The sequence below is a fragment of the aff. Roholtiella sp. LEGE 12411 genome, assembly GCF_015206995.1.
Classification (GTDB): domain Bacteria; phylum Cyanobacteriota; class Cyanobacteriia; order Cyanobacteriales; family Nostocaceae; genus Komarekiella.
On sequence record NZ_JADEXR010000006.1, the window covers coordinates 33,133 to 56,206 of the forward strand.

Annotated in this window: 5 protein-coding genes; all 5 read left to right on the forward strand. The window is 39.9% G+C overall.

What is annotated here, in order from left to right; translation table 11 throughout:
• Positions 1-6: 6 nt before the first annotated feature.
• From IQ246_RS02650 to IQ246_RS02670, 5 genes are read left to right on the forward strand one after another with little or no spacing between them, the layout of a single operon-like run.
• Positions 7-4,782 carry a non-ribosomal peptide synthetase gene (locus tag IQ246_RS02650; protein WP_193999866.1) on the forward strand — a complete coding sequence of 1,592 codons (4,776 nt, stop codon included), beginning with the start codon at positions 7-9 and terminating at the stop codon, positions 4,780-4,782.
• A 14-nt stretch (positions 4,783-4,796) separates the two neighbouring features.
• On the forward strand, positions 4,797-5,807 hold the full coding sequence (locus IQ246_RS02655) for a TauD/TfdA family dioxygenase (RefSeq protein WP_193999868.1): 1,011 nt from the start codon (positions 4,797-4,799) through the stop codon (positions 5,805-5,807).
• A 29-nt stretch (positions 5,808-5,836) separates the two neighbouring features.
• Complete coding sequence (locus IQ246_RS02660; protein ID WP_193999870.1) at positions 5,837-10,444, forward strand: non-ribosomal peptide synthetase; 4,608 nt, start codon at positions 5,837-5,839, stop codon at positions 10,442-10,444.
• Positions 10,445-10,448: 4 nt separating this feature from the next.
• Positions 10,449-15,044 (forward strand): non-ribosomal peptide synthetase, encoded by a 4,596-nt coding sequence (locus tag IQ246_RS02665; RefSeq protein WP_193999872.1) that lies wholly within the window; start codon positions 10,449-10,451, stop codon positions 15,042-15,044.
• Positions 15,045-15,061: 17 nt separating this feature from the next.
• Positions 15,062-22,882, forward strand: coding sequence for a non-ribosomal peptide synthetase (locus IQ246_RS02670; RefSeq protein ID WP_193999874.1), 7,821 nt, complete (start codon positions 15,062-15,064; stop codon positions 22,880-22,882).
• Positions 22,883-23,074: the final 192 nt, after the last annotated feature.

Sequence of the window (23,074 nt, forward strand, 5' to 3'; positions counted from 1 at the left end):
TTAGTTGTGAAAGATATAAATAAAAGAATTGCCGCATTATCTCCCGAACAACGAGCATTGTTTGAAATGCGGCTGAAGCAGAAAAACTTACAAATTAAAAACTCAACATCAATTGCTCAAAGAACAGCATCAGATATTTTATATTTATCATTAACTCAAGAGAGGTTGTGGCTACTTCATCAGCTACAACCAGATACACCTTTATATAATGAATCCAGTCTATTGCGTTTTACAGGTGTTCTCAACACTCTAGCTTTAGAAAAAAGTATTAACGAAATTATTAAAAGGCATGAAATTCTCCGCACTAGCTTTCAGGTTATAGATGAGCAAACTTTACAAGTAATTGATCCCAAGCTAACATTTACCCTAACAACTATAGAATTACCAATATACTCAGAAGCACAAGTCAACCAAATTGCCACAGAAAAAGCTCGTCAACCTTTTGATTTGAGCCAAGTGCCACTGTTTCGAGGTACGCTAATTCGTCTGAGTGAGCAAGAACATATTCTGCTACTTACTAAGCATCATATTATTTCTGATGGTTGGTCATGGCAAATCTTTTTTCGAGAGTTAGCATCACTATATCAAGGCTTCTGCCAAGATATTCCAGTAACATTGCCAGAGTTACCAATTCAGTATGCAGACTTTGCACTGTGGCAAAGACAATATTTAAATGATAAATCGCATCAGTTGACATACTGGAAGCAGCAACTCAAAGATGCGCCGCCAATTCTCAACTTACCAACAGATTATCCCCGCCCTGCACAACAAAGCTTCCAAGGTGCGCGTGCAACTATTGTAATTGAGCAAGCGATGGGCTACGCCCCGCTAAAAGCGATCGCAGATGCACTCAAGTCTTTTAGTCAACAGGAAGGCGTCACCCTGTTCATGGTACTGCTTGCAGCATTTAAAACCTTGCTTTACCGTTACACAGGACAGACAGACTTATTAGTTGGTACTCCCGTTGCTAATCGCACCCACAGCGAAATTGAGAATTTACTCGGATGCTTTGTTAACACTTTAGTTCTCCGCACTGATGTATCTGGAGAACCAAGTTTTAGAGAGTTGGTGAAACGAGTACGCGACACAGCCTTAGCTGCTTACACTCATCAAGAATTTCCTTTTGAACAGTTAGTTAAAGAATTACAACCGGAACGGACATTAAGCCACACTCCTCTATTTCAGGTGATGTTTGTCTTCCAAGATGCGCCAATGTTAGCCCTACAACTACCAAATTTAACCTTGGCTCCTTTAATGATAGACAACGGGACTGCTAAGTTTGATTTGACTTTGTATGTGGAAGATACCAAGCAAGGGTTAATCGGATTTTTGGAATACAACAGCGAGTTGTTCCATGCTGACACCATTAACAGGATGGTGGGACATTTTCAAACTTTATTAGAGAGTATAGTTGCTAATTGCGATCGCTCTGTAGCCAAATTGCCCTTACTAACTCCGCCAGAGCAAACCCAACTACTGACAAATTCGCAGTCGATAAACGCAGACTACCCAGCCGAACTGTGTTTGCATCACTTGTTTGAACAACAGGTTCAAAAAACACCGGATGCTGTGGCAGTAGTGTTTGAAAACCAACAGTTGACTTACGATCAACTTAACATCAAAGCCAATCAACTAACGCACTACCTACAAAATCAAGGCGTGAAACCAGAAACCTTAGTTGGCATCTGTATGGAACGCTCCTTAGAAATGGTGATTGGCATTTTAGCAATCCTTAAAGCAGGGGCGGCTTATGTACCATTAGATCCAACTTACCCAACCGAGCGTCTAAGTTTCGTGCTAGAAGATGCTCAGTTAAAATTTATCCTCACTCAACAACAACATAGCCACAAATTAGCTAACGATAAAACACAACTCATCTGCCTGGATACAGACACACAAATCATCGCTCAACAAAGTAAAGATAATCCCGACAGTCAAGTTGTACCTGCATCCTTGGCTTATATTATTTACACCTCCGGTTCTACAGGTAAACCCAAAGGTGTTTTAGTCAACCACGCCAATGTTGTGCGTTTGTTTGCTGCCACTGATGCTTGGTTTAAGTTTAACCAGCAGGATGTGTGGACGTTGTTTCACTCTATTGCCTTCGATTTCTCAGTGTGGGAAATCTGGGGTGCTTTGCTATATGGTGGACGTTTAGTTGTAGTTCCTCACCAAGTCAGCCGCTCACCTCAAGCTTTCTATGAGTTATTGTCTTCTCAACAGGTGACAGTTCTCAACCAAACTCCCTCAGCCTTTCGCCAATTGATACAGGTTGATGAATCTGTGCCTGTTGGTGAAAAATTAAAACATTTAAGGTATGTCATCTTCGGTGGTGAGGCTTTAGAACTGCAAACTTTGCAGCCTTGGTTTGAACGATATGGAGACAAGTCACCGCAGTTAGTCAATATGTACGGCATTACCGAAACAACCGTACACGTTACTTACCGCCCATTAACTTGTGCAGATGTAACTCAGGCACAGGGAAGTGTAATTGGTATTCCGATTCCTGACTTGCAAGTTTACCTGCTAGACAAACATCAGCAACTTGTACCAATGGGAGTTCCGGGTGAAATTTACATTGGTGGTGCTGGTTTGGCACGAGGTTATTTGAATCGTCCAGAACTCACACAACAGAAGTTTATTTCTCACCCATTTGCACTAGGAACACGTCTTTATCATTCTGGAGATTTGGCACGATATTTACCTAATGGTGAATTAGAATACCTTGGCCGGATTGACAACCAGGTGAAGATTCGTGGCTTCCGCATTGAGTTAGGAGAGATTGAGACAACACTGACTCAACATCCTCTGATACGGGAAGCAGTTTTAGTGGCAAGAGAGGATGTACATGGTGATCAACGTTTGGTAGCTTACATTGTTACTAAATTGGATGCAAATATTACCCAAACGGAATTGCGAAATTATCTACAGCAACATTTGCCAGAATACATGCTTCCTGCTGCATTTGTGCTGCTAGATAGTTTACCATTAACACCTAATGGCAAAGTAGACCGTAAAGCATTACCCGCACCAGAGCAAACCCGCCCTGAATTAGAACAAACATTTGTTGCGCCTCGTAACCCAACTGAGGAAATATTGGCAGGTATTTGGATAAAAATTCTGGGAATAGAACAAGTAGGTGTTCATGATAACTTTTTTGATTTAGGTGGACATTCTTTATTAGCTACTCAAGTAATTTCCCAAGTAAGAAAACTGTTTGGGTTAGAAATACCGCTACGTTATTTATTTGCATCACCCACAGTAGCTGAACTTGCCAAACATATAGAGATGCTAATGAAGGCTAAACCTGAATCCAATTCAGTCCCTTCTTTAGAACCTATTGACCGAAATCAAGAATTACCACTGTCTTTTTCTCAACAAAGATTGTGGTTTCTCCATCAATTAGACCCCGACTCAACAGCCTACAATGGCTCTGATTTGGTGCGGTTGCAAGGGATGCTAAATGTAGCAGCACTAGAGGAAAGCATTAACGAAATTGTCCGACGACATGAAGTTTTACGGACGTGCTTTGCAATTGTTGAGGGGCAACCAATTCAGAAGATTATTGCTGAATTAAGAATACCTTTACCAATCGTAGATTTACAGCATTTACAAATAATTGAAAGAGAACAAGAAGTGCAAAAGCTAGAGGCAGAAAATGCCCAGCAGCCATTTGATTTGACACAAGTACCGTTGCTGCGGTTAGTGCTTTTGCATCTCACTCCAGAAGAACACATCTTGTTAGTCACAATGCATCATATTATCTCTGATGCTTGGTCAGCAGGAGTGTTTATCAGCGAGGTGTCAGCACTTTACGAAGCATTTTCAAATAGCAAGCCTTCTCTGCTACCAGAGTTACCAATTCAATATGCTGATTATGCAGTATGGCAACAGCAATGGTTACAAGAAAAAAGGCTTGATACTCAATTAAGCTACTGGAAGCAACAGTTAAAAAATGCTAAAACAATCTTAGAATTACCCGCAGATAAACCGCGTACTCAACTACAAACTTCTTTAGGAAAAAAATACTCGTTCACCCTATCATCTACACTATCTAATAATCTCAAATCTCTTAGTCAGCAAGAAGGTGTCACTTTATTTATGACTCTGCTGGCAGCTTTCAACACCTTGCTCTACCACTATACAAAACAAGAAGATATCCTTGTAGGTTCTCCTATTGCTAACCGTAACCACACTGAATTAGAAGGGTTAATTGGCTTTTTTGTCAACACTCTGGTATTACGTACTAATCTCTCTCATAACCCCAGCTTTAAAGAGTTATTGCAACGGGTACGAGAAACAGCTTTGGGGGCTTATACCCACCAAGATTTGCCTTTCGAGAAGTTAGTAGCAGAACTACAGTTAGAACGTACTTTAAATCATTCACCGCTATTTCAAGTATGGTTTGTTCTGCAAAACGCTCCCAAATCAGATTTTAAATTGGAGGGGCTAAATCTGAGCATTTTAGAAAGTGAAAGTGGTATGGTTCGCCATGATTTAAAACTGCAATTAACAGAAACATCAGAAGGGTTACAAGGTTTCTTTGAATATAAAACCGATTTGTTTCATGCTACTACTATTAATCGCGTGGCAGTTGTTTTAGAAACACTACTAACAACCGTTGTGGAACAACCTGATATTCTACTTTACCAGCTAGTAAAACTATTGCAAGAAACAGAAAAACAACAACAAATCCGCCAAAATCAAGAATTACAACAAGCCCGGATTGACAAGTTAGGCAAAGTAGAACGCAAGGCGATCGCGGGCAAAAATAAACCATAATTAGATATAGAGAAATGAATCTAAAAGCATTCAAAAGAAAATCAATTACAGTATCTTCAGAAAACTTAGTCACCACTAATTTTTTAGAACCTGATAAACAGCTACCTCTCGCCATTCAACCTGCTGTCGATGGACTAAATTTAGTCAGTTGGGCAAGCAGTAACCGTGACTGGATAGAGAGACAATTAATTCAATATGGAGGTCTGCTTTTTCGGAATTTTAAAATTAATACCCATAGCGAATTCGCTAATTTTATGCAGGCTATAGCAGGAGAATTAATCGAATATTCTTATCGTTCTACTCCGCGTAGCCAAGTTGATGGTAAGATATATACATCAACAGAATATCCGCCTGATCAATCAATCCCTTTACATAACGAAATGGCCTATTCTCTTAATTGGCCAATGAAAATTGCATTCTTTTGCGTAAAGGCAGCAGAGCAAGGCGGAGAAACACCAATTGCTGATAGCCGTAAAGTATTTAAACGAATAGATCCAATAATTAAAGAGCGATTTATTCAAAAAAAGATTCTGTATGTCCGTAATTACGGACAAGGGATTGATTTATCTTGGGAAACTGTATTTCAAACTAACGATAAAGCCAAAGTCGAAGCTTATTGCCAATCTGCTGGTATTGATTTTACCTGGTTAGACGGAAATAAACTTAGAACCAGCCAAGTTTGTCAAGCTGTTGCTACCCATCCTCAAACTGGTGATTCAATTTGGTTTAATCAAGCACATTTATTTCATATCTCAAGCTTAAAAGCTGAAGTCCGCCAATCTTTACTTGCTATACTGAATACTGACGAATTACCACGTAATTCTTATTATGGAGATGGTTCAGAAATGGAATCATCAGTGTTAGAAGAAATCCAAAAAAATTATGAGCAAGAAACAGTGACATTCTCTTGGCAAGAAGGGGATATTTTACTGCTAGATAATATGCTAGCTGCTCATGGGCGTAAGCCATTTACAGGCGCAAGAAAAGTTCTGGTAGGTATGGCGGAACCTTATACAGGTCAATAATTAAAAAATCTTAAGTACATCGAATAATTATGCAAGCTCTATCAATAGAAGGCTTTCAAATTTCACCTCAGCAGAAACGCTTATGGTTATTACAGCAAGAAACCAACCATCAGCCATATCGAGTTCAGTGTGCAGTTTTAGTAGAGGGAAATATTGAATATACAATTTTAGAAAAAGCCATACATAATGTTTGGGCTAAATATGAAATTTTACGTACCAGTTTTCCTACATTGGCAGAAATGGCAGTTCCTTTACAAGTCATTGGAGAGGAAGCGTCTATAAAGTTTAACTATTATGATTGGCATGATTTAGATACAGAAATACAACAAATAAATATTGAGGTATTATTTCAAGATTATAATAAATTATGTTTTGATTTAAAAGAAGGTTTTACTACCCAGATTGATGTAATTAAAAAATCTGAAAATCAATCCCTTTTACTTATAGCAATATCAACCATTTGTGCAGATAGAATATCCCTGCATCATCTTTTGCATGATATTAGTGTAACTTATGATAATTATTTGCAGGAAAATGAGCTAGAAGATACACCTTTACAATATGCAGATATTGCTGCTTGGCAAAATGAGTTATTAATTGGAGAAGAAGCGGAAAGAGCAAAAGAGTATTGGCTCAATCAAAAAGTGCCTAATTCTTTTAGAAATCAATTACCAAACGAAAAAAAAGTTAATCAAAAGCTAAGGTTTGAACCCAGAGTTATCAGCATTAACTTTGATTCTGATACCATAACTAATATTGCTGCGATCGCACAAAAAAATCATGTTGATATTTCGACAGTTTTAATGGCTTGTTGGCAAATTATCCTGTGGCGTTTGACTAACAAATCTGAGGTGGTTTTAGCTTGGTGTTGTGATGGAAGAAATTATCAAGAATTACAGCCAGCAGTTGGTTTATTAGCTAAATATTTACCAATCCGTATTCAAGCACAAGAAAATTATATACTTGCTGATATATTAAAACAGTTAGATAAACAATTAAATGAAGCTGTCCAATGGCAAGATTTTTTTAATTTAGAAGATTTTGTCGATGAGACTAAAGATACTCAAAAATCATCATTTTTACCCTTGGCATTTGAATTTGTATCCCAGCCTAGTCAATATTTTGCTGGTGACGTATCTTTCTCGATTCAAAACATTTATAGCTGTATTGAACGCTTCAAGATAAAATTATTATTTTGGCATCAAGGTGATTCACTAGCAGCAGAATTATATTATGATGCTAACTTATTTGAACTAAAAGAGATTGAACGATTAGCAGCACAGTTTCAGACTTTGTTAAGAAGTTTAATTAATAATCCAGAGACTCCAATTGCTCAACTAGAAATCCTGCCTTCACAAGAACGCCAGCAACTACTAGTAGAATTTAAAAATACCAAAACCGTTGCTCATCCATATCATTGTATTCACCACTGGATTGAAGCACAGGCACAGAAAACACCGAATAATATTGCCCTTATTTTTGAAAATCAACATTTAACCTATCAAGAGCTAAATGTCAAAGCTAACAACTTAGCAAATCATTTGACATCATTAGGAGTTAAACCGGAAGCTATTGTTGGACTTTGCATTGAACGTTCCTTGGATATGATGGTTGCTATCCTTGGCATTTTGAAAGCAGGTGCAGCCTACTTACCTCTGGAACCTTCTTTACCTGAAGCAGCATTAGCCTTCAGATTGCAGGATGCTCAAGTATCGGTGTTGTTAACTCAAAAGCGCCTTGTGGAAAAAATGAATTTCCAGGTGCAGGTGGTTTTTATTGACGCAGATATAAGTGATTCGCCTCAAAACAACATTCTCAAACCTGCTACCCCAGAAAACTTAGCTTATGTTATCTACACCTCTGGTTCAACAGGTAAACCCAAAGGTGTTGCAGTTGAACATCGACAAATAGTCAATTATGTCAACGGTATATTAGAAAAACTCGATTTACCAGAGGCGGCTAGCTTTGCTATTGTCTCCACCTTTGCGGCTGACTTAGGCAACACAGCTATCTATTCTGCCTTGTGTACAGGGGGATGTCTGCATATCATTTCCCAAGAACGTGCCACTGATCCAGTTGCATTTGCAGAATATTGCGATGGGCTACGCCCCGCCGTAGGCGATCGCAATGCCATAGACTGTTTAAAGATAGTCCCTTCACACCTATCTGCTTTATTATCAGGTTCTCATCCCGAAAAACTGCTACCACGTCAGCGCCTCATTCTTGGTGGTGAAGCCGCCACTTGGGATTTGATTAAACGGGTACGTGAATTAGCACCAAAATGCAAAATTCTTAACCATTACGGCCCAACAGAAACTACCGTTGGTGTACTCACCTATCCTGTAGAGGAAATCTCTACTGATACGCTATCAAATACTGTACCTTTGGGTCGTCCCTTAGCCAATACCCAAATATATTTACTCGATAACTATTGCCAACCTGTACCCTTGGGTGTAACCGGAGAAATCTATATAGGTGGTGATAATGTAGGTAGAGGTTATATAAATCAACCAGAACTAACTAACGAGCGATTTATTCGTAATCCATTCAGTAGTGAACCCGACGCAAGACTTTACAAAACCGGAGATTTAGGACGCTATAACTATGATGGAAATATAGAATTTATCGGTCGAATTGATGACCAAGTAAAATTACATGGTTATCGCATCGAACTAGGGGAAATTGAAGCTGTGCTTCGACAACATTCGCAAGTGCGAGAGGTAGTTGTAGTTGCAAAAGAAGCTCATTCAGGGATAAAGCAGCTTGTAGCCTATATAGTTAGTCAAGAAGATTTAAAATCTGCTGAACTGCGGGATTTCATCAAGCAAAAGCTACCTGAATATATGCTGCCTTCACAATTTGTATTCTTGAAGGCTTTACCGCTAACAGCGAATGGAAAAATTGACAAAAAAGCTCTACCTGCGCCGGATGCAGTTAAACCAGAATTACAAGCTGCTTTTGTTGCACCGCTTACCCCAGTAGAAATTGCATTAGCTAAAATTTGGGCAGAACTTCTCAATTTAGAGCAAGTTAGTATTCACGATAATTTCTTTGAATTGGGTGGAGATTCGATTATTAGTATTCAGGCGATCGCTAAAGCGAATAAAGTCGGTTTACGCCTTACTCCCAAGCAGATTTTTGAACACCAAACTATTGCTAAACTATCAGTAGTTGCAGATACTAGCTCAAAAATAGAATCAGAACAAGGATTGGTAATTGGTGCTGTACCTCTCACACCAATTCAGCATAGCTTTTTTGCCCAAAATTTACCGGAACAGCATCATTGGAATCAATCATTTCTGCTAGAATTTCAGCAAGATATCGAGTCTAATATCTTACAGCAAGCAATACAGCATTTACTGGCGCACCATGACGCACTCCGCTTACGTTTTCACACCACAGCTAATGGTTGGGAATCGTTTAATGCTGGTGTTGAGCCAGAAATACCATTTACCAAATTCGATTTTTCTGAACTACCCCAAGAGCAACAAAAAGCAGCTATTGAAACCAAAGCAACAGAATTACAGGCAAGTTTAGATTTATCAAATAGTCTATTAGTGCAGGTGGCGCTATTTGGTTTAGGTTATCAGCAAAATAGCCGCTTACTAATCATTATTCATCATTTGGCTGTTGATGGTGTTTCCTGGCGAATTTTATTGTCTGATTTGCAAACAGCTATAGAACAACTTCAGCAAAATCAACTAATTAAATTACCAGCTAAAACAACTTCTTTTAAACAATGGAGTGAACGTTTGCAAGAATATGCAAACACAAAAATATTACACTCGCAATTAGATTCCTGGTGTTCTGAATTCAGGAAACGAGTGTCTCCTTTACCAGTTGACTATGTAGGGGGGTTAAATACTATATCCACAAGTAAAACTCTCTCAGTATTTCTCAATGAAACAGAGACACAAGCACTGCTGCAAGAAGTACCAGGCAAGTACCATACACAAATAAATGATGTTTTGTTAACTGCATTGGTAAAAACTTTTGCAGAGTGGACAGTAGAAAAAACACTGTTAGTTAACTTAGAAGGACATGGACGAGAAGACATTTTTACTAATGTGGATTTATCGCGTACCGTCGGTTGGTTTACGACTGTGTTTCCTGTTTTGTTAGATTTAGAAAATAGTGAGACAGTTGGGGATATTTTAAAAGTAATTAAAGAACAACTACGTAGTATCCCAAATCGGGGTTTTGATTATGCTGTATTGCGGTATTTATGCAGCAATACTACTGAAAAATTAGCAGCTATGCCCGAAGCTGAAGTTTGTTTCAACTATTTAGGACAATTTGACCAAGTTTTACAAGAATCTACTTTATTTCAATTAGCATCGGAATCGAGCGGTGTAACACGTAGCCCTTTAGGAAGCCGTACTCATCTCATAGATATTAGCGGGTTTGTGGCTGGAGGTAGCCTGCAACTAGATTGGACTTATAGCACCACAATACATAAAGCAGCTACTGTGTCAAGTCTAGCCGATAAATTTGTCCAAGCACTGCGGGAAATTATTAGCCATTGTCAATCGGCTGATGTAGGAGGTTATACCCCTTCTGATTTCTCCAAAGCAAAGGTAAGTCAAAAAGACCTCGACTTTTTACTGACAAAAATTAACCGTGGGAGTGAGAAGTAACAACATGAAAGCTGATAGCATCCAAGATATTTATGAACTATCACCACTACAACAGGGCATTCTCTTTCATAGTTTATATGCTCCCGAATCGGTTGTTTATTTTGTCCAGTTATGTTACTCGTTGAAGGGCAATTTCAATGTTGTAACCTTTGAGCAAGCTTGGCAAGAAGTAGTCAACCGCCACACTGTTTTACGCACAGCTTTTTATTGGGAAAATCTAGAAAAACCTTTACAGGTTGTGCATCGAGAAGTAAAAGTATCGTTAATACAGCACGATTGGCGAGGCATCAACTCAAATGAGCAGCCGCAGAAATTGCAGGAATTTTTGGAGAGCGATCGCACCTCCAATTTGTACCTTATACAACCATGCTTAATGCGGCTGCATTTAATTCGCTATAATGATGATTGCTATTACTTCATTTGGAGTAAACATCATCTCATTTTAGATGGTTGGTCAACAGCTTTAGTCTTAAAAGAAGTAGTAAAAATTTACCAATCTCTTTACCAAGGTAAAAATTTACCTTTAATATTAGATGCTTCCTTTGGCGATTATATTGGTTGGTTGCAACAACAAGATTTAAACAAAGCAAAGGAATTTTGGCAACAGTTATTACAGGGAGTTACAGCACCCACACCCTTAATTAATTTAAATACTCAAGACTCATTCAAGCAACCAGAGAAATATAATCAGCAAGTAATCAAGCTTTCGCAAACAACCACCGCAGCACTACAATCTTTAGCAAGACAAAATCAACTCACACTCAACACCCTTATCCAAGGAGCTTACGCTCTACTTTTAAGCCGCTACAGTAGAGAAACAGATGTAGTTTATGGTGTAACAGTCTCTGGCCGTCCAGCAGATTTAGTCAACGCTGAGTCTATGGTGGGGATGTTTATCAACACCTTACCTGTACGAGTGCAAATTGATGCTGAAGAATCTTTGTTATCTTGGTTAAGAAAATTACAATCACAACTGGCAGAAATTCGGCAATATGAATATAGTCCACTGGTAGAGGTGCAAGGTTGGAGCGAAGTCCCGCGAGGTTTACCTTTATTTGAAAGCATATTAGTATTTGAAAATTATCCAGTAGACCGGATATTAAAGGAATGGCAAAGTAATTTAGAAGTCCAAAGTATTAGTGCTGTTGATAACACTAACTATCCCTTAACTGTTAGTGTTATTCCTGGAGAAAAATTAGAAATTATTATAGATTATCAGACTAATCGCTTTGATTTTGCCACCATTAACCGAATGCTAGGACATTTCCAAACATTGCTGCAAGGGATGGTGAATAATCCTCATATCCAACTAAAAGATTTACCACTGTTAACATATACAGAGAAGCACCAGCTATTAGTAGAGTGGAATAGCCACAAGGTTGATTATCCGCAAAATCTGTGTATTCATAAACTATTTGAGAAAGTTGTAGAGCAAAATCCTGATGCTATAGCAGTAGAGTTTGCAGGGAAAAGTCTTACGTATCAACAACTAAACCAACGAGCTAATAAAGTTGCTCATTATTTACAGAAATTAGGAGTTATCCCAGATCAATTAGTCGGTATTTGTGTAGAACGCTCATTAGAAATGGCGATCGCACTTTTAGGTATTTTAAAAGCCGGTTGTGCTTATGTACCACTAGATCCGGATCAACCACAGCAACGCTTAAAGTTCATGTTGGAGGATGCGGGGTGTAGTATCCTACTCACTCAAAAGCGACTAATTAAAACTATTTCCACCTATGCAGGAAAGGTAATATGTCTAGATGCAGACTGGGAATTAATTGCTAACGAAGAAGAATCTAACCCAACCAGCAACGTACAACCAGAAAATTTAGCATATCTGATTTACACCTCTGGTTCTACAGGTAAACCTAAAGGTGTAATGATTCAACATCAGTCTCTGGTAAATTTTACGGAGGCTGCAAAAGTTAAATATGAAATTAGCTCAAGCGATCGCATACTACAGTTTGCCTCTATCAGTTTTGATGCCGCAGCAGAAGAAATTTATCCCTGCCTAACGTGTGGTGCAACTTTGGTACTGCGTACAGATGAAATGTTGGATTCTGTATCCATTTTCATGCAAAAGTGTAAGGATTTAGAACTAACAGTGTTGGATTTACCAACTGCTTACTGGCATTTAATAGTTTCTGAATTAGCAAATGGCAACTATACATTACCAGAGTCATTACGAATGGTTATTATTGGGGGAGAACAAGTACTCCCAGAAAAAGTTACTATCTGGCAAAAGCACCTTGGTAGTAAAATCGAATTGATAAATACGTATGGCCCTACGGAAGCAACTGTAGTGGCAACGCTTTGTAATTTATCAACTACAAAATTAGCCGCTCAAGTTGTACCTATTGGTAGACCTTATGCTAACAGCCAACTTTATATATTAGATGCTAACTTGCAACCAGTACCCATAGGAGTTATGGGAGAACTTTACATTGGTGGTGACGGTTTAGCCAGAGGATATCACAACCGTCCAGATTTAACCGCCGAAAAGTTTATTCCCAATATTTTTAGCCCAGAACCAAAAGCGCAGCTGTATAAAACTGGTGATTTAGTTCGCTATCTACCAGACAGTAACATCGAGTTTTTAGGACGCATTGACAACCAAGTAAAAATTCGTGGTTTCCGAATCGAACTAGGGGAAATTGAGGCACTATTGAGCCAACATCTAGAAGTAAAAGAAACTGTGGTTGTAGTTAGGGAAGATAACCCAGGTGATAAAAGATTAGTTGCTTACATTGTTCCAAACCACATCCTGCCAACCTCCGAAATTCGCAACTTCCTGAAAGGCAAGCTTCCAGAGTACATGATACCCTCAGCTTTTGTGCAGCTTGACACTTTACCAGTTACTCCAAATGGGAAGATAGATCGTCGGGCATTACCTGCACCAGTTCCGAGCAACTTAGAACTAGAAAATTCCTTTGTCCCACCTCGTACCGCAGTTGAGGAAATCTTAACGGGAATCTGGGCAAAAATACTGCACGTTGAGCAAGTTGGTATACATGATAACTTTTTTGAATTAGGTGGAGATTCAATTCTCAGTCTACAAGTGATTGCCAAAGCTAATCAGGCTGGTTTACAACTATCTCTTAAACAGATATTTGAATATCAAACAATTGCCGATTTAGCATTAGTAGCAGGTATAACTACAAAAATCGCCACTGAACAAGGAATTGTTAAAGGTTCTCTCCCCTTAACTCCTATTCAACATTGGTTTTTTGAACAGGAGTTTCTTGATTCTCATCATTGGAATCAGTCGGTAATATTGGAAGTTGAGCAGACTTGTAACCCCATTTTATTAGAGCAGGTTGTAAACCAATTAATTCTGCATCATGATGCTTTGCGATCGCGGTTTGAAAAAACAGAATTTGGCTGGCAGTCAATAATTGGTCAACCTGAAAATATAACACCTTTTTATACCATTGACTTATCAAGCTTACCTGAACATGAGCAGATACACTCAATAAAAATCAAAGCTAATACACTACAAGCTAGCCTTAACTTATCCAAGGCACAATTAGTACAATTTGCTTTATTTGTATTGGGCAAAGATAAACCTAATAGACTGTTAATTATTATTCACCATTTAGCAGTTGATGGAGTTTCTTGGCGAATTTTATTAGAAGATTTGCAAACGGCTTATCAACAACTTATTCATGGCGAAAAAATCCAACTTCCAGCGAAAACTACTTCGGTAAAACAGTGGGCTGAAAAACTTCAAGAATACGCTAAATTGGACACTATAAAATCAGAAATTAATTACTGGTTGAATCAGCCTTACCAAAACATTGCGCCTTTGCCTATTGACTATCTCAATGGAGACAACACTTTTGCTTCAGCTTGTACAGTTTCAGTTAGTCTTACCCCAGAAGAAACAGAATCTTTATTACATGAAGTACCAGCAGCATATCAAACTCAAATTAATGATATTTTGCTAACTGCTATTGTGCAAACATTTCATCAATGGACTGGTAATAGTTCACTTTTGATTAATTTGGAAGGTCACGGACGGGAAGACATTTTAGACAACCTTGATTTATCCCGTACTGTTGGCTGGTTTACTACTATCTTCCCGGTGTTACTAGATATCACCAGCGCTTTTGACCCTGGAGAAGCATTAAAGAAGGTAAAAGAAAAACTGCGTAGTATTCCCCGTAAAGGTATTAACTATGGTGCATTGCGTTATCTCAGTCAAAAGTCAATTGCTGAAAAATTGCAAGCTTTACCGCAAGCAGAGGTGATATTTAATTACTTAGGTCAGTTTGACCAAGTACTTTCTGAAACATCAATTTTTCGACCTGCCTCTGAATCTGCTGGAGAAACTCAAAGTCCCAGAGCAAGCCGCGATTATCTTTTAGAGGTGAATGGATTAATTGTTAATGGCCAACTGCGTCTGAATTGGACTTATAGCAAAGCATTACATCAACAAACTACGATTGAAAAACTAGCTCAAACATATATTGAAAAATTGCGATCGCTTATTGTTCACTGTCAGTCCCCTAACGCTGGCAGCTATACCCCCTCTGATTTTCCCCAGATGCAGTTTAATCAACAAGAACTGGATCAATTGATGGCAGAACTCGGCTAGCCTTAAGGAAATTAATAATGAATAAGAAAAATATTGAAAATATCTATCCACTTTCGCCCATGCAACAGGGTATGCTCTTTCATACCCTTTCCGCTCCAGAATCCGGGGTTTATGTCGTTCAAAGTTGTTATACGTTTACTAAAACTATTAACATTGCAGCTTTTGGACAAGCTTGGCAACAAGTTATAAATCAGCACCCTATTTTACGCACCTCTTTTTACTGGAAGCAGCACAAAGAGCCGTTTCAGGTGGTGCATAGATATGTGGAATTACCTTGGCAAGAGTATGACTGGCAATCCTTGTCAGTTGTTGAGCAGCAAGAGAACCTAGAAGCTTTCTTGCAAACAGACCGCCAGAAAGGGTTTGATATTTCTCACCCACCCCTGATGCGCTTGATTTTAATTCAAGTAGCCCAAGAAACGTATCATTTTATTTGGAGCAGCCACCATTTGCTTTTAGATGGATGGTCTACGGCTTTAGTACTTCAGCAAGTTTTTCAAACTTACGAATCACTTTGTCAAGGGCAAGTTTTACCATTACCACGCTGTCGTCCATATCAAGATTACATTGCTTGGCTGCAACAGCAGAATCTGGCTCAAGCAGAAGCATTTTGGCGTAAAGTGCTGAAGGGTTTTACTGCACCTACTCAGTTGAGAAACGGTAGTTTGTCAAATTCACCCACAAAATTTGGGGAGCAATCAATCAAGCTATCACCAGTAGCAACAGTCGCCCTGCAAACATTGGCGCGACAGCACAAATTGACTTTAAATAGTTTTGTACAGGGGGCTTGGGCTATACTCCTGAGTCGTTATAGCGGTGAAGAAGATGTGGTTTTTGGAGCTACTTCTGCTGGCCGTCCACCTGCATTAGTTGGTTCGGAATCAATGGTGGGGCTGTTTATCAACACTTTACCAGTGCGATCCCAGGTTTGTGGGAATGAGTTGCTGATTCCTTGGCTGCAAAAACTTCAGGCGCAACAACTAGAGACGCAACAATATGAATACAGCCCTTTAGTACAAGTACAGGGATGGAGTGAAGTTCGTAGAGATCTGCCCCTGTTTGAGAGTATTTTGGTATTTGAAAATTATCCTGTAGACGCTTCCTTAAAAGAATGGGCTACAGAAATGCAGATCCATAATATTCGGTCTGTGGAATCGACAAACTATCCCATAACAATTTCAGTCGGGGTAAGTACAGAGTTATCGTTCAAGGTTTTATATGATTGCAGTCGGTTTGATGTAGTCACCATCATAGCGATGTTAGGTCATCTGAAAACTTTACTGGAGGGTATAGTTGCAAATCCTGATCGATCACTCTCCTCACTACCTTTGTTAACAAAAACTGAGCAAAATCAACTTTTAGAAGAGTGGAATGACACTACAACTGAGTACCCGCAGGATCAGTGCATTCATCAACTATTTGCAGAGCAGGTAGAACGAACACCAGATGCTATAGCCGTAGTATTTGAAAATGAGCAACTTACCTATCACCAACTCAATCAGCGAGCTAACCAATTAGCACATTACTTACAAAGATTGGGTGTTGGCCCAGAGGTATTAGTGGGGATTTGTGTAGAGCGTTCCTTAGAAATGGTAATTGGCATTTTGGGGATTCTCAAAGCTGGTGGAGCTTATGTCCCTCTCGAGCCAAGCCATCCCCAACAGCGTTTAGCTTTCATATTGGAAAACTCCCAAACTCCGCTTTTATTATCCCAGCATAACTTAGTCGCACAATTAGGGGATTATGCAGCCAAAGTCATCTGTTTAGATACCGATTGGGAAAAAATTGCTCACGAAAGCCAAGAAAATCCCTCAACTGATGTTAGTAGCCATAACTTAGCTTATGTAATTTACACCTCTGGCTCGACTGGTACCCCCAAAGGTGTGTTAATTCAGCATTCCAATGTAGTACGACTCTTAGCGGCTACCCAGGCATGGTTTGAATTTAATGCAAATGATGTCTGGACTTTATTCCATTCTTATGCATTTGATTTCTCTGTTTGGGAAATTTGGGGTGCGCTGCTTTATGGGGGACGCTTAGTGGTTGTGCCTTATTGGGTCAGTCGCACTCCAGAAGAATTCTATAAATTACTCTCCACTCACGGGGTAACGGTTCTCAACCAAACGCCTTCCGCCTTTTACCAACTGATTCAAGCCGATGCTGTTTTGGGTCAGCAGCACTTATTGAATCTACGGTTTGTTATATTTGGTGGCGAAGCCCTAGTACTGCAAAGCCTAAAACCCTGGTTTGAGCGACATGGCGATCGCTCACCGCAGCTAGTTAATATGTACGGCATTACCGAAACCACTGTTCACGTCACTTATCGTCGGTTAACGCGAGAAGATGTGATGCAATCTGTAGGCAGCGTCATTGGTCGCCCAATTCCAGATTTAGAAGTGTATATACTTAATCAGCAGCAGCAACTTGTACCCATTGGCATTGTTGGGGAAATGTATGTTGCTGGTGCTGGACTGGCACGGGGTTATCTTAACCGACCAGAACTCACTACACAAAGATTTATCTCCAACCCCTTCAGCGGCAAACCAGATGCACTTCTTTACAAAAGTGGTGATTTAGCTCGTTATTTACCCAGTGGCGAACTGGAGTACATCGGTCGGATTGACAACCAAGTAAAAATCCGAGGATTCAGGATTGAGCTAGGTGAAATTGAAGCCGCCATCAACCAACATTCATCGATATCTGCGAGTGTGGTGATCGTTCGAGAAGATGGAACCGAGAATAATAGCTTAATAGCTTATATAACTGTCCAGCCACAGCAGACATTAGCAATTCCCGAACTGCGCCGCTTTTTAGAATTAAAACTGCCAAACTACATGGTTCCAACAGCTATTGTGGTGTTAGAGGCGTTACCCTTGACACCCAATGGCAAGATAGACAGACGAGCATTGCCAGCACCTGACCTAACACAGCTAATATCTGAATCTAATTTTGTGGCTCCTGCTACACCAGTAGAAGAAATGCTAGCTGGAATTTGGGCGCAGGTACTAGGTTTAGAAAAGATAGGTGTAAACGATAACTTCTTTGATTTGGGGGGACATTCCTTAATTGCAACTCGCGTCATTTCCCAGATTCGCCAAGTATTTGAGGTTGAGATACCTTTACGTCGCTTGTTTGAGTTGCCAACAGTAAGCGAGTTAGCCAAAGAGATTCAAACAGCGATTAAAGCCGATAAAGGATTAGAAGTACCGCCCATCAAACCCATTGCGCGATCGTCGGAGACGGGGCTTTGCCCATCGCAAGAATTACCCCTATCCTTTGCCCAACAGCGATTATGGTTTTTGAGCGAGTTAGAGCCGAATAGCCCTTTTTACAATATTCCTGCGGCTGTGCGCTTAGAAGGACAATTGAATCTCGCAGCACTAGAACAGAGTTTTAATGAAATTCTACGCCGTCACGAAGTCTTGCGAACTAATTTTCGGACAGTTGCAGGGCAAGCCATAGCCGTTATTTCGCCAGCAACACCACAGTTATTATCAGTAATTGACCTGAGCGAATTACCTCCGACTCAACAAGAAACCCAGGTTAGACAACTAGCTTTAGCAGAGGCGCAACAGCCATTTAACCTTGAGGCTGACACTCTGCTACGAGTGAAATTACTCTGCCTGAGTGAACAGGAATATGTAACACTCTTGACCATGCATCACATTGTCTCTGATGGTTGGTCAATAGATGTGCTAGTGCGTGAACTAGCAACACTTTATCAAGGGTTTTGTCAGGGGCAACCGTCACCTTTACCGGAACTTGAAATTCAATATGCAGACTTCGCCGCTTGGCAGAGACAATGGCTTGAGGGAGAAGTCCTAGAATCCCAGCTTGCTTACTGGCGAAAACAGCTAGATGGTGCGCCAGCAGTCCTAGAGTTACCAACTGACTATCCGCGACCAGCTATTCAATCCTCCCGTGGTGCCACCTATTCTTTCTGTTTGTCAAAAGACCAATCTCTAGCACTCAAATCTTTGAGTCGGCAAGAGGGAAGCACCTTATTCATGACCTTGCTGGCAGCTTTTAAGACATTACTACACCGCTACACTGGCAGCAATGATATTGTCATCGGTTCTCCCATCGCTAATCGCAACCACAGCCAGATAGAAGGGTTAATTGGTTTCTTTGTCAATACCCTAGTCTTGCGAACTAATCTTGCAGACAATCCCAGTTTTCAAGAGTTGCTGCATCGTGTCAAAGAAGTAGCTTTAGGAGCTTATACCCACCAAGATACGCCTTTTGAACTGCTAGTAGAAAAAATGCAGCCACAGCGAGACTTAAGCCATACACCTCTATTTCAGGTGATGTTTGTGCTGCAAAATGCCCAAAACACAGAGATTCAGTTAACGGGTTTGACTTTAAGTACTCTCGAAACTGACAGTGGGACTGCGAAGTTCGACTTGACTTTAGATATGAGAGAGACACAGCAGGGATTAGTAGGCACTCTAGAGTACAGTATCGACTTATTCGAGCCGCAAACTATACAAAGGATGGCGGGACATTTACAGACATTACTATGCGGTATTATTGCCAATCCAGAGCAACGGCTTTCGGAATTACCCCTGTTAACAACAGAGGAACAAAGCCAACTATTAGTAGACTGGAATCAAACTCAGGTTGAGTATTCCCAAGCTCGGTGCATTCATCAACTATTTGAGAAACAGGTAGAAAAAACACCTGATGCAGTTGCAGTAGTATTTGAAAATGAGCAACTTACCTATCACCAACTCAATCAGCGAGCCAACCAATTAGCACATTACTTGCAAACATTGGGTGTTGGCGCAGAGGTATTAGTAGGGATTTGTGTAGAGCGATCGCCGTTAATGCTCATTGGAATTTTAGCGATTCTCAAAGCTGGTGGTGCTTATGTGCCTCTTGACCCCGATTATCCCCAAGAACGCTTGGGCTTTATGTTATCAGATGCACAAGTGTCAGTGCTGCTTACACAGGAATCTGTCTCGGCAAAGCTTCCAAATACTCAAGCAAAAGTTATATGTATAGATAATGCAGAGTTAATAGCACAGCGATCGCAACACAATCCCGTTAATCAAAACAAGCTGGACAATTTAGCCTATGTGATCTATACATCCGGATCTACTGGCAAGCCCAAAGGGGTAATGATTGAACATAGGTCATTGGTGAACTACACTCAAGCAGCTATTGAGGAATATGAAATAAGTTCCAGCGATCGCATTCTACAATTTGCCTCAATTAGCTTTGACGCAGCCGCCGAAGAAATTTTTCCTTGTTTAGTACAGGGAGCAACCTTGGTACTGCGAACTGATGAAATGTTAAATTCAGTACCTACTTTTTTAGAAAAATGTCAACAACAAGCACTGACTGTATTAGATTTACCTACTGCTTTTTGGCAGCAATTAACTTCTGAATTACCTGCACTCAGATTAACTTTACCGCCATCTTTACGATTAGTTATTATTGGTGGTGAGAAAGCTTTACCAGATAAAGTATCTACTTGGCAGAAGTATGTAGGTTCAAATGTAAAGCTAGTCAACAGCTACGGGCCAACAGAAGCCACAGTAGTAACCACAACTTGCTATTTATCAGCACAAAATTTTACTAAAGAAATACCCATTGGAAAAGCTATTGCCAATATTCAAACTTATGTTTTAGACCGATATTTGCAACCAGTTCCGATTGGTGTATCTGGTGAATTATATATTGGCGGTACAGGTGTAGCACGGGGTTATCTTAATCAACCTCAATTAACATCTGAAAAATTTATCCCCAACCCATTTGGCTTAAAAGCTAATTCTCGCCTTTACAAAACAGGAGACTTAGTACGCTACCGCAGTGATGGTAATATTGAAATTATTGGTCGGGTAGATCACCAAGTAAAAATTCGCGGTTTCCGCATTGAATTGGGAGAAATTGAAGCGGTACTCAGTCAACACCCAGCCGTACAAGCATCTGTGGTTATTGCTGAAGAACAGCGAATAATTGCTTATTGGGTGGCAAAACAACAACCTGTACCTGCAATTAGTGAATTGCGCCACTTTCTCAGTAATAAATTGCCCAACTATATGATTCCGGCTGTATTTGTGCAGATTCCAGCCCTACCACTGACACCAAATGGCAAAGTAGATAGACAAGCATTGCCAGCACCCGATTACGTTAGACCAGAATTAGACAAACAGTTTATCGCTCCACGTAACCCAATAGAAATCAAATTAGCCCAAATATGGACAGAAGTTTTGCGTGTAGAACAAGTGGGGATTGAAGACAACTTCTTTGAGTTGGGTGGAGATTCTATTTTAACTATTCAGATAGTTGCTAAAGCTAACCAAGTAGGTTTACGGCTGACTGCAAAACAGTTATTTCAGTACCAAAATATTGCTGAATTAGCTGTTGTCTGTCTGACTACTGAGGAGACTACTCAAGCCGAGCAAGGGCTTATTACAGGTTTCGTACCTCTGACACCCATCCAGCATTGGTTTTTCCGTCAAAACTTACCAGAGTCGCACCATTACAATCAAGCTGTTTTATTGGAAGCCCAACAAGCGATCGCACCAGATATCTTAAAGCAAAGTATACAGCATTTATACATCCACCACGATGCCCTGCGGCTAAGGTTTGAGCAAACCGAGTCTGGCTGGCAGCAAATAATAGCACCACCGGAAAGCGAAGTAAATTTAACAAGATTCGATTTTTCCACACTACCAGCAGCAGAACAACAGCCAGCTATCGAAGCAGCAGCTACCAAATTACAAGCAAGTTTCGATTTATCCAGTGGACTTTTAATTAAAGTAGCATTGTTTGATTTGGGTACTCATCAGCCAAGCCGTTTATTGATTATCATCCATCACTTAGCTATAGATGGGGTTTCTTGGCGAATTTTGCTGGAGGATTTACAAACAGTTTATGAACAGCTTAGTCAAGGCAAAACTGTTAATTTACCAGCGAAAACTACTTCCTTTAAACAATGGTCACATCATTTACAGGAGTATGCAAAATCAGAAGCCTTAGTGCAAGAACAGCATTACTGGTTAGCTTTGTCTCAAAAGGAAATTTTCGCTCTGCCAATCGATTATCTTAATGGAGAAAACACAGAAGTTTCTAAAGATATCGTATCAATACAGCTAAATGTCGAAGAAACTCAAGCACTATTAAAAGAAGTGCCACAAGCTTATAACACTCAAATTAATGATGTGTTGCTCACGGCGCTGGGGCAAACTTTTGCTCATTGGACTGGGAATCAATCTCTATTAGTAGAGTTAGAAGGTCATGGACGCGAAGAAATTTTCGACAATGTAGATTTATCTCGCACCGTTGGTTGGTTTACAAGTATCTTTCCAGTCCACATCAATTTAGAAGCAGCTTTAGACCCAGGAACAGCTTTAAAGATAGTCAAAGAAGAATTGCGGAGTATTCCCAATCGAGGCATTGGTTATGGTGTTCTGCGCTATTTAAGTCATGATCAACAAATAACAAAAACGCTGAATAGTATCCCCAAAGCTGAAGTGCTTTTTAATTACTTGGGTCAGTTTGACCAGACATTTTCTCAGTCTTCTTCGTTTAAGTTTGCTCAAGAATCTAGCGGATTAGCTCTGAGCCAGCAAGGCCAAAGGAGCCATCTTTTAGAAATTAATGCTTTGGTAAATAACAACAAGCTACAAGTTGATTGGGCTTATAGCAAAAATCTTCATCGTCAAACTACAGTCAAATTTCTAGCCGACAAATTTAAGGAAGTGCTGTGTGAACTCATTGCTCATTGTCTATCTCCAGAAGCTGGGGGTTATACTCCTTCAGATTTTCCTGATGTAATGCTTGATGAAAATCAATTAGAAAACGTTCTTGCTGAAATGGGTTTGGATTAGGAGGAAAATGCAGTCAACCACCCACCACTAATCGGAGTACCGATATAGTGGGGGCTTGAAAGAGTCTAGTTGACCAGTCTAAGTGTTAAGTCACTACGTTTAAGGTAAGTGTTCAAGACCTACCAAGGGATGCGTAGCTAGTCCCCTGCTCTAGAACTTAAAAGTTAAACAGGTTTAAGGGTTAAGCCAGTG

Bases quoted from the DNA above. Each gene is read 5' to 3' on its own strand.
- IQ246_RS02665 (WP_193999872.1), top strand. From the start codon at position 10,449: ATGAAAGCTGATAGCATCCAAGATATTTATGAACTATCACCACTACAA.
- IQ246_RS02655 (WP_193999868.1), top strand. From the start codon at position 4,797: ATGAATCTAAAAGCATTCAAAAGAAAATCAATTACAGTATCTTCAGAA.
- IQ246_RS02660 (WP_193999870.1), top strand. From the start codon at position 5,837: ATGCAAGCTCTATCAATAGAAGGCTTTCAAATTTCACCTCAGCAGAAA.
- IQ246_RS02670 (WP_193999874.1), top strand. From the start codon at position 15,062: ATGAATAAGAAAAATATTGAAAATATCTATCCACTTTCGCCCATGCAA.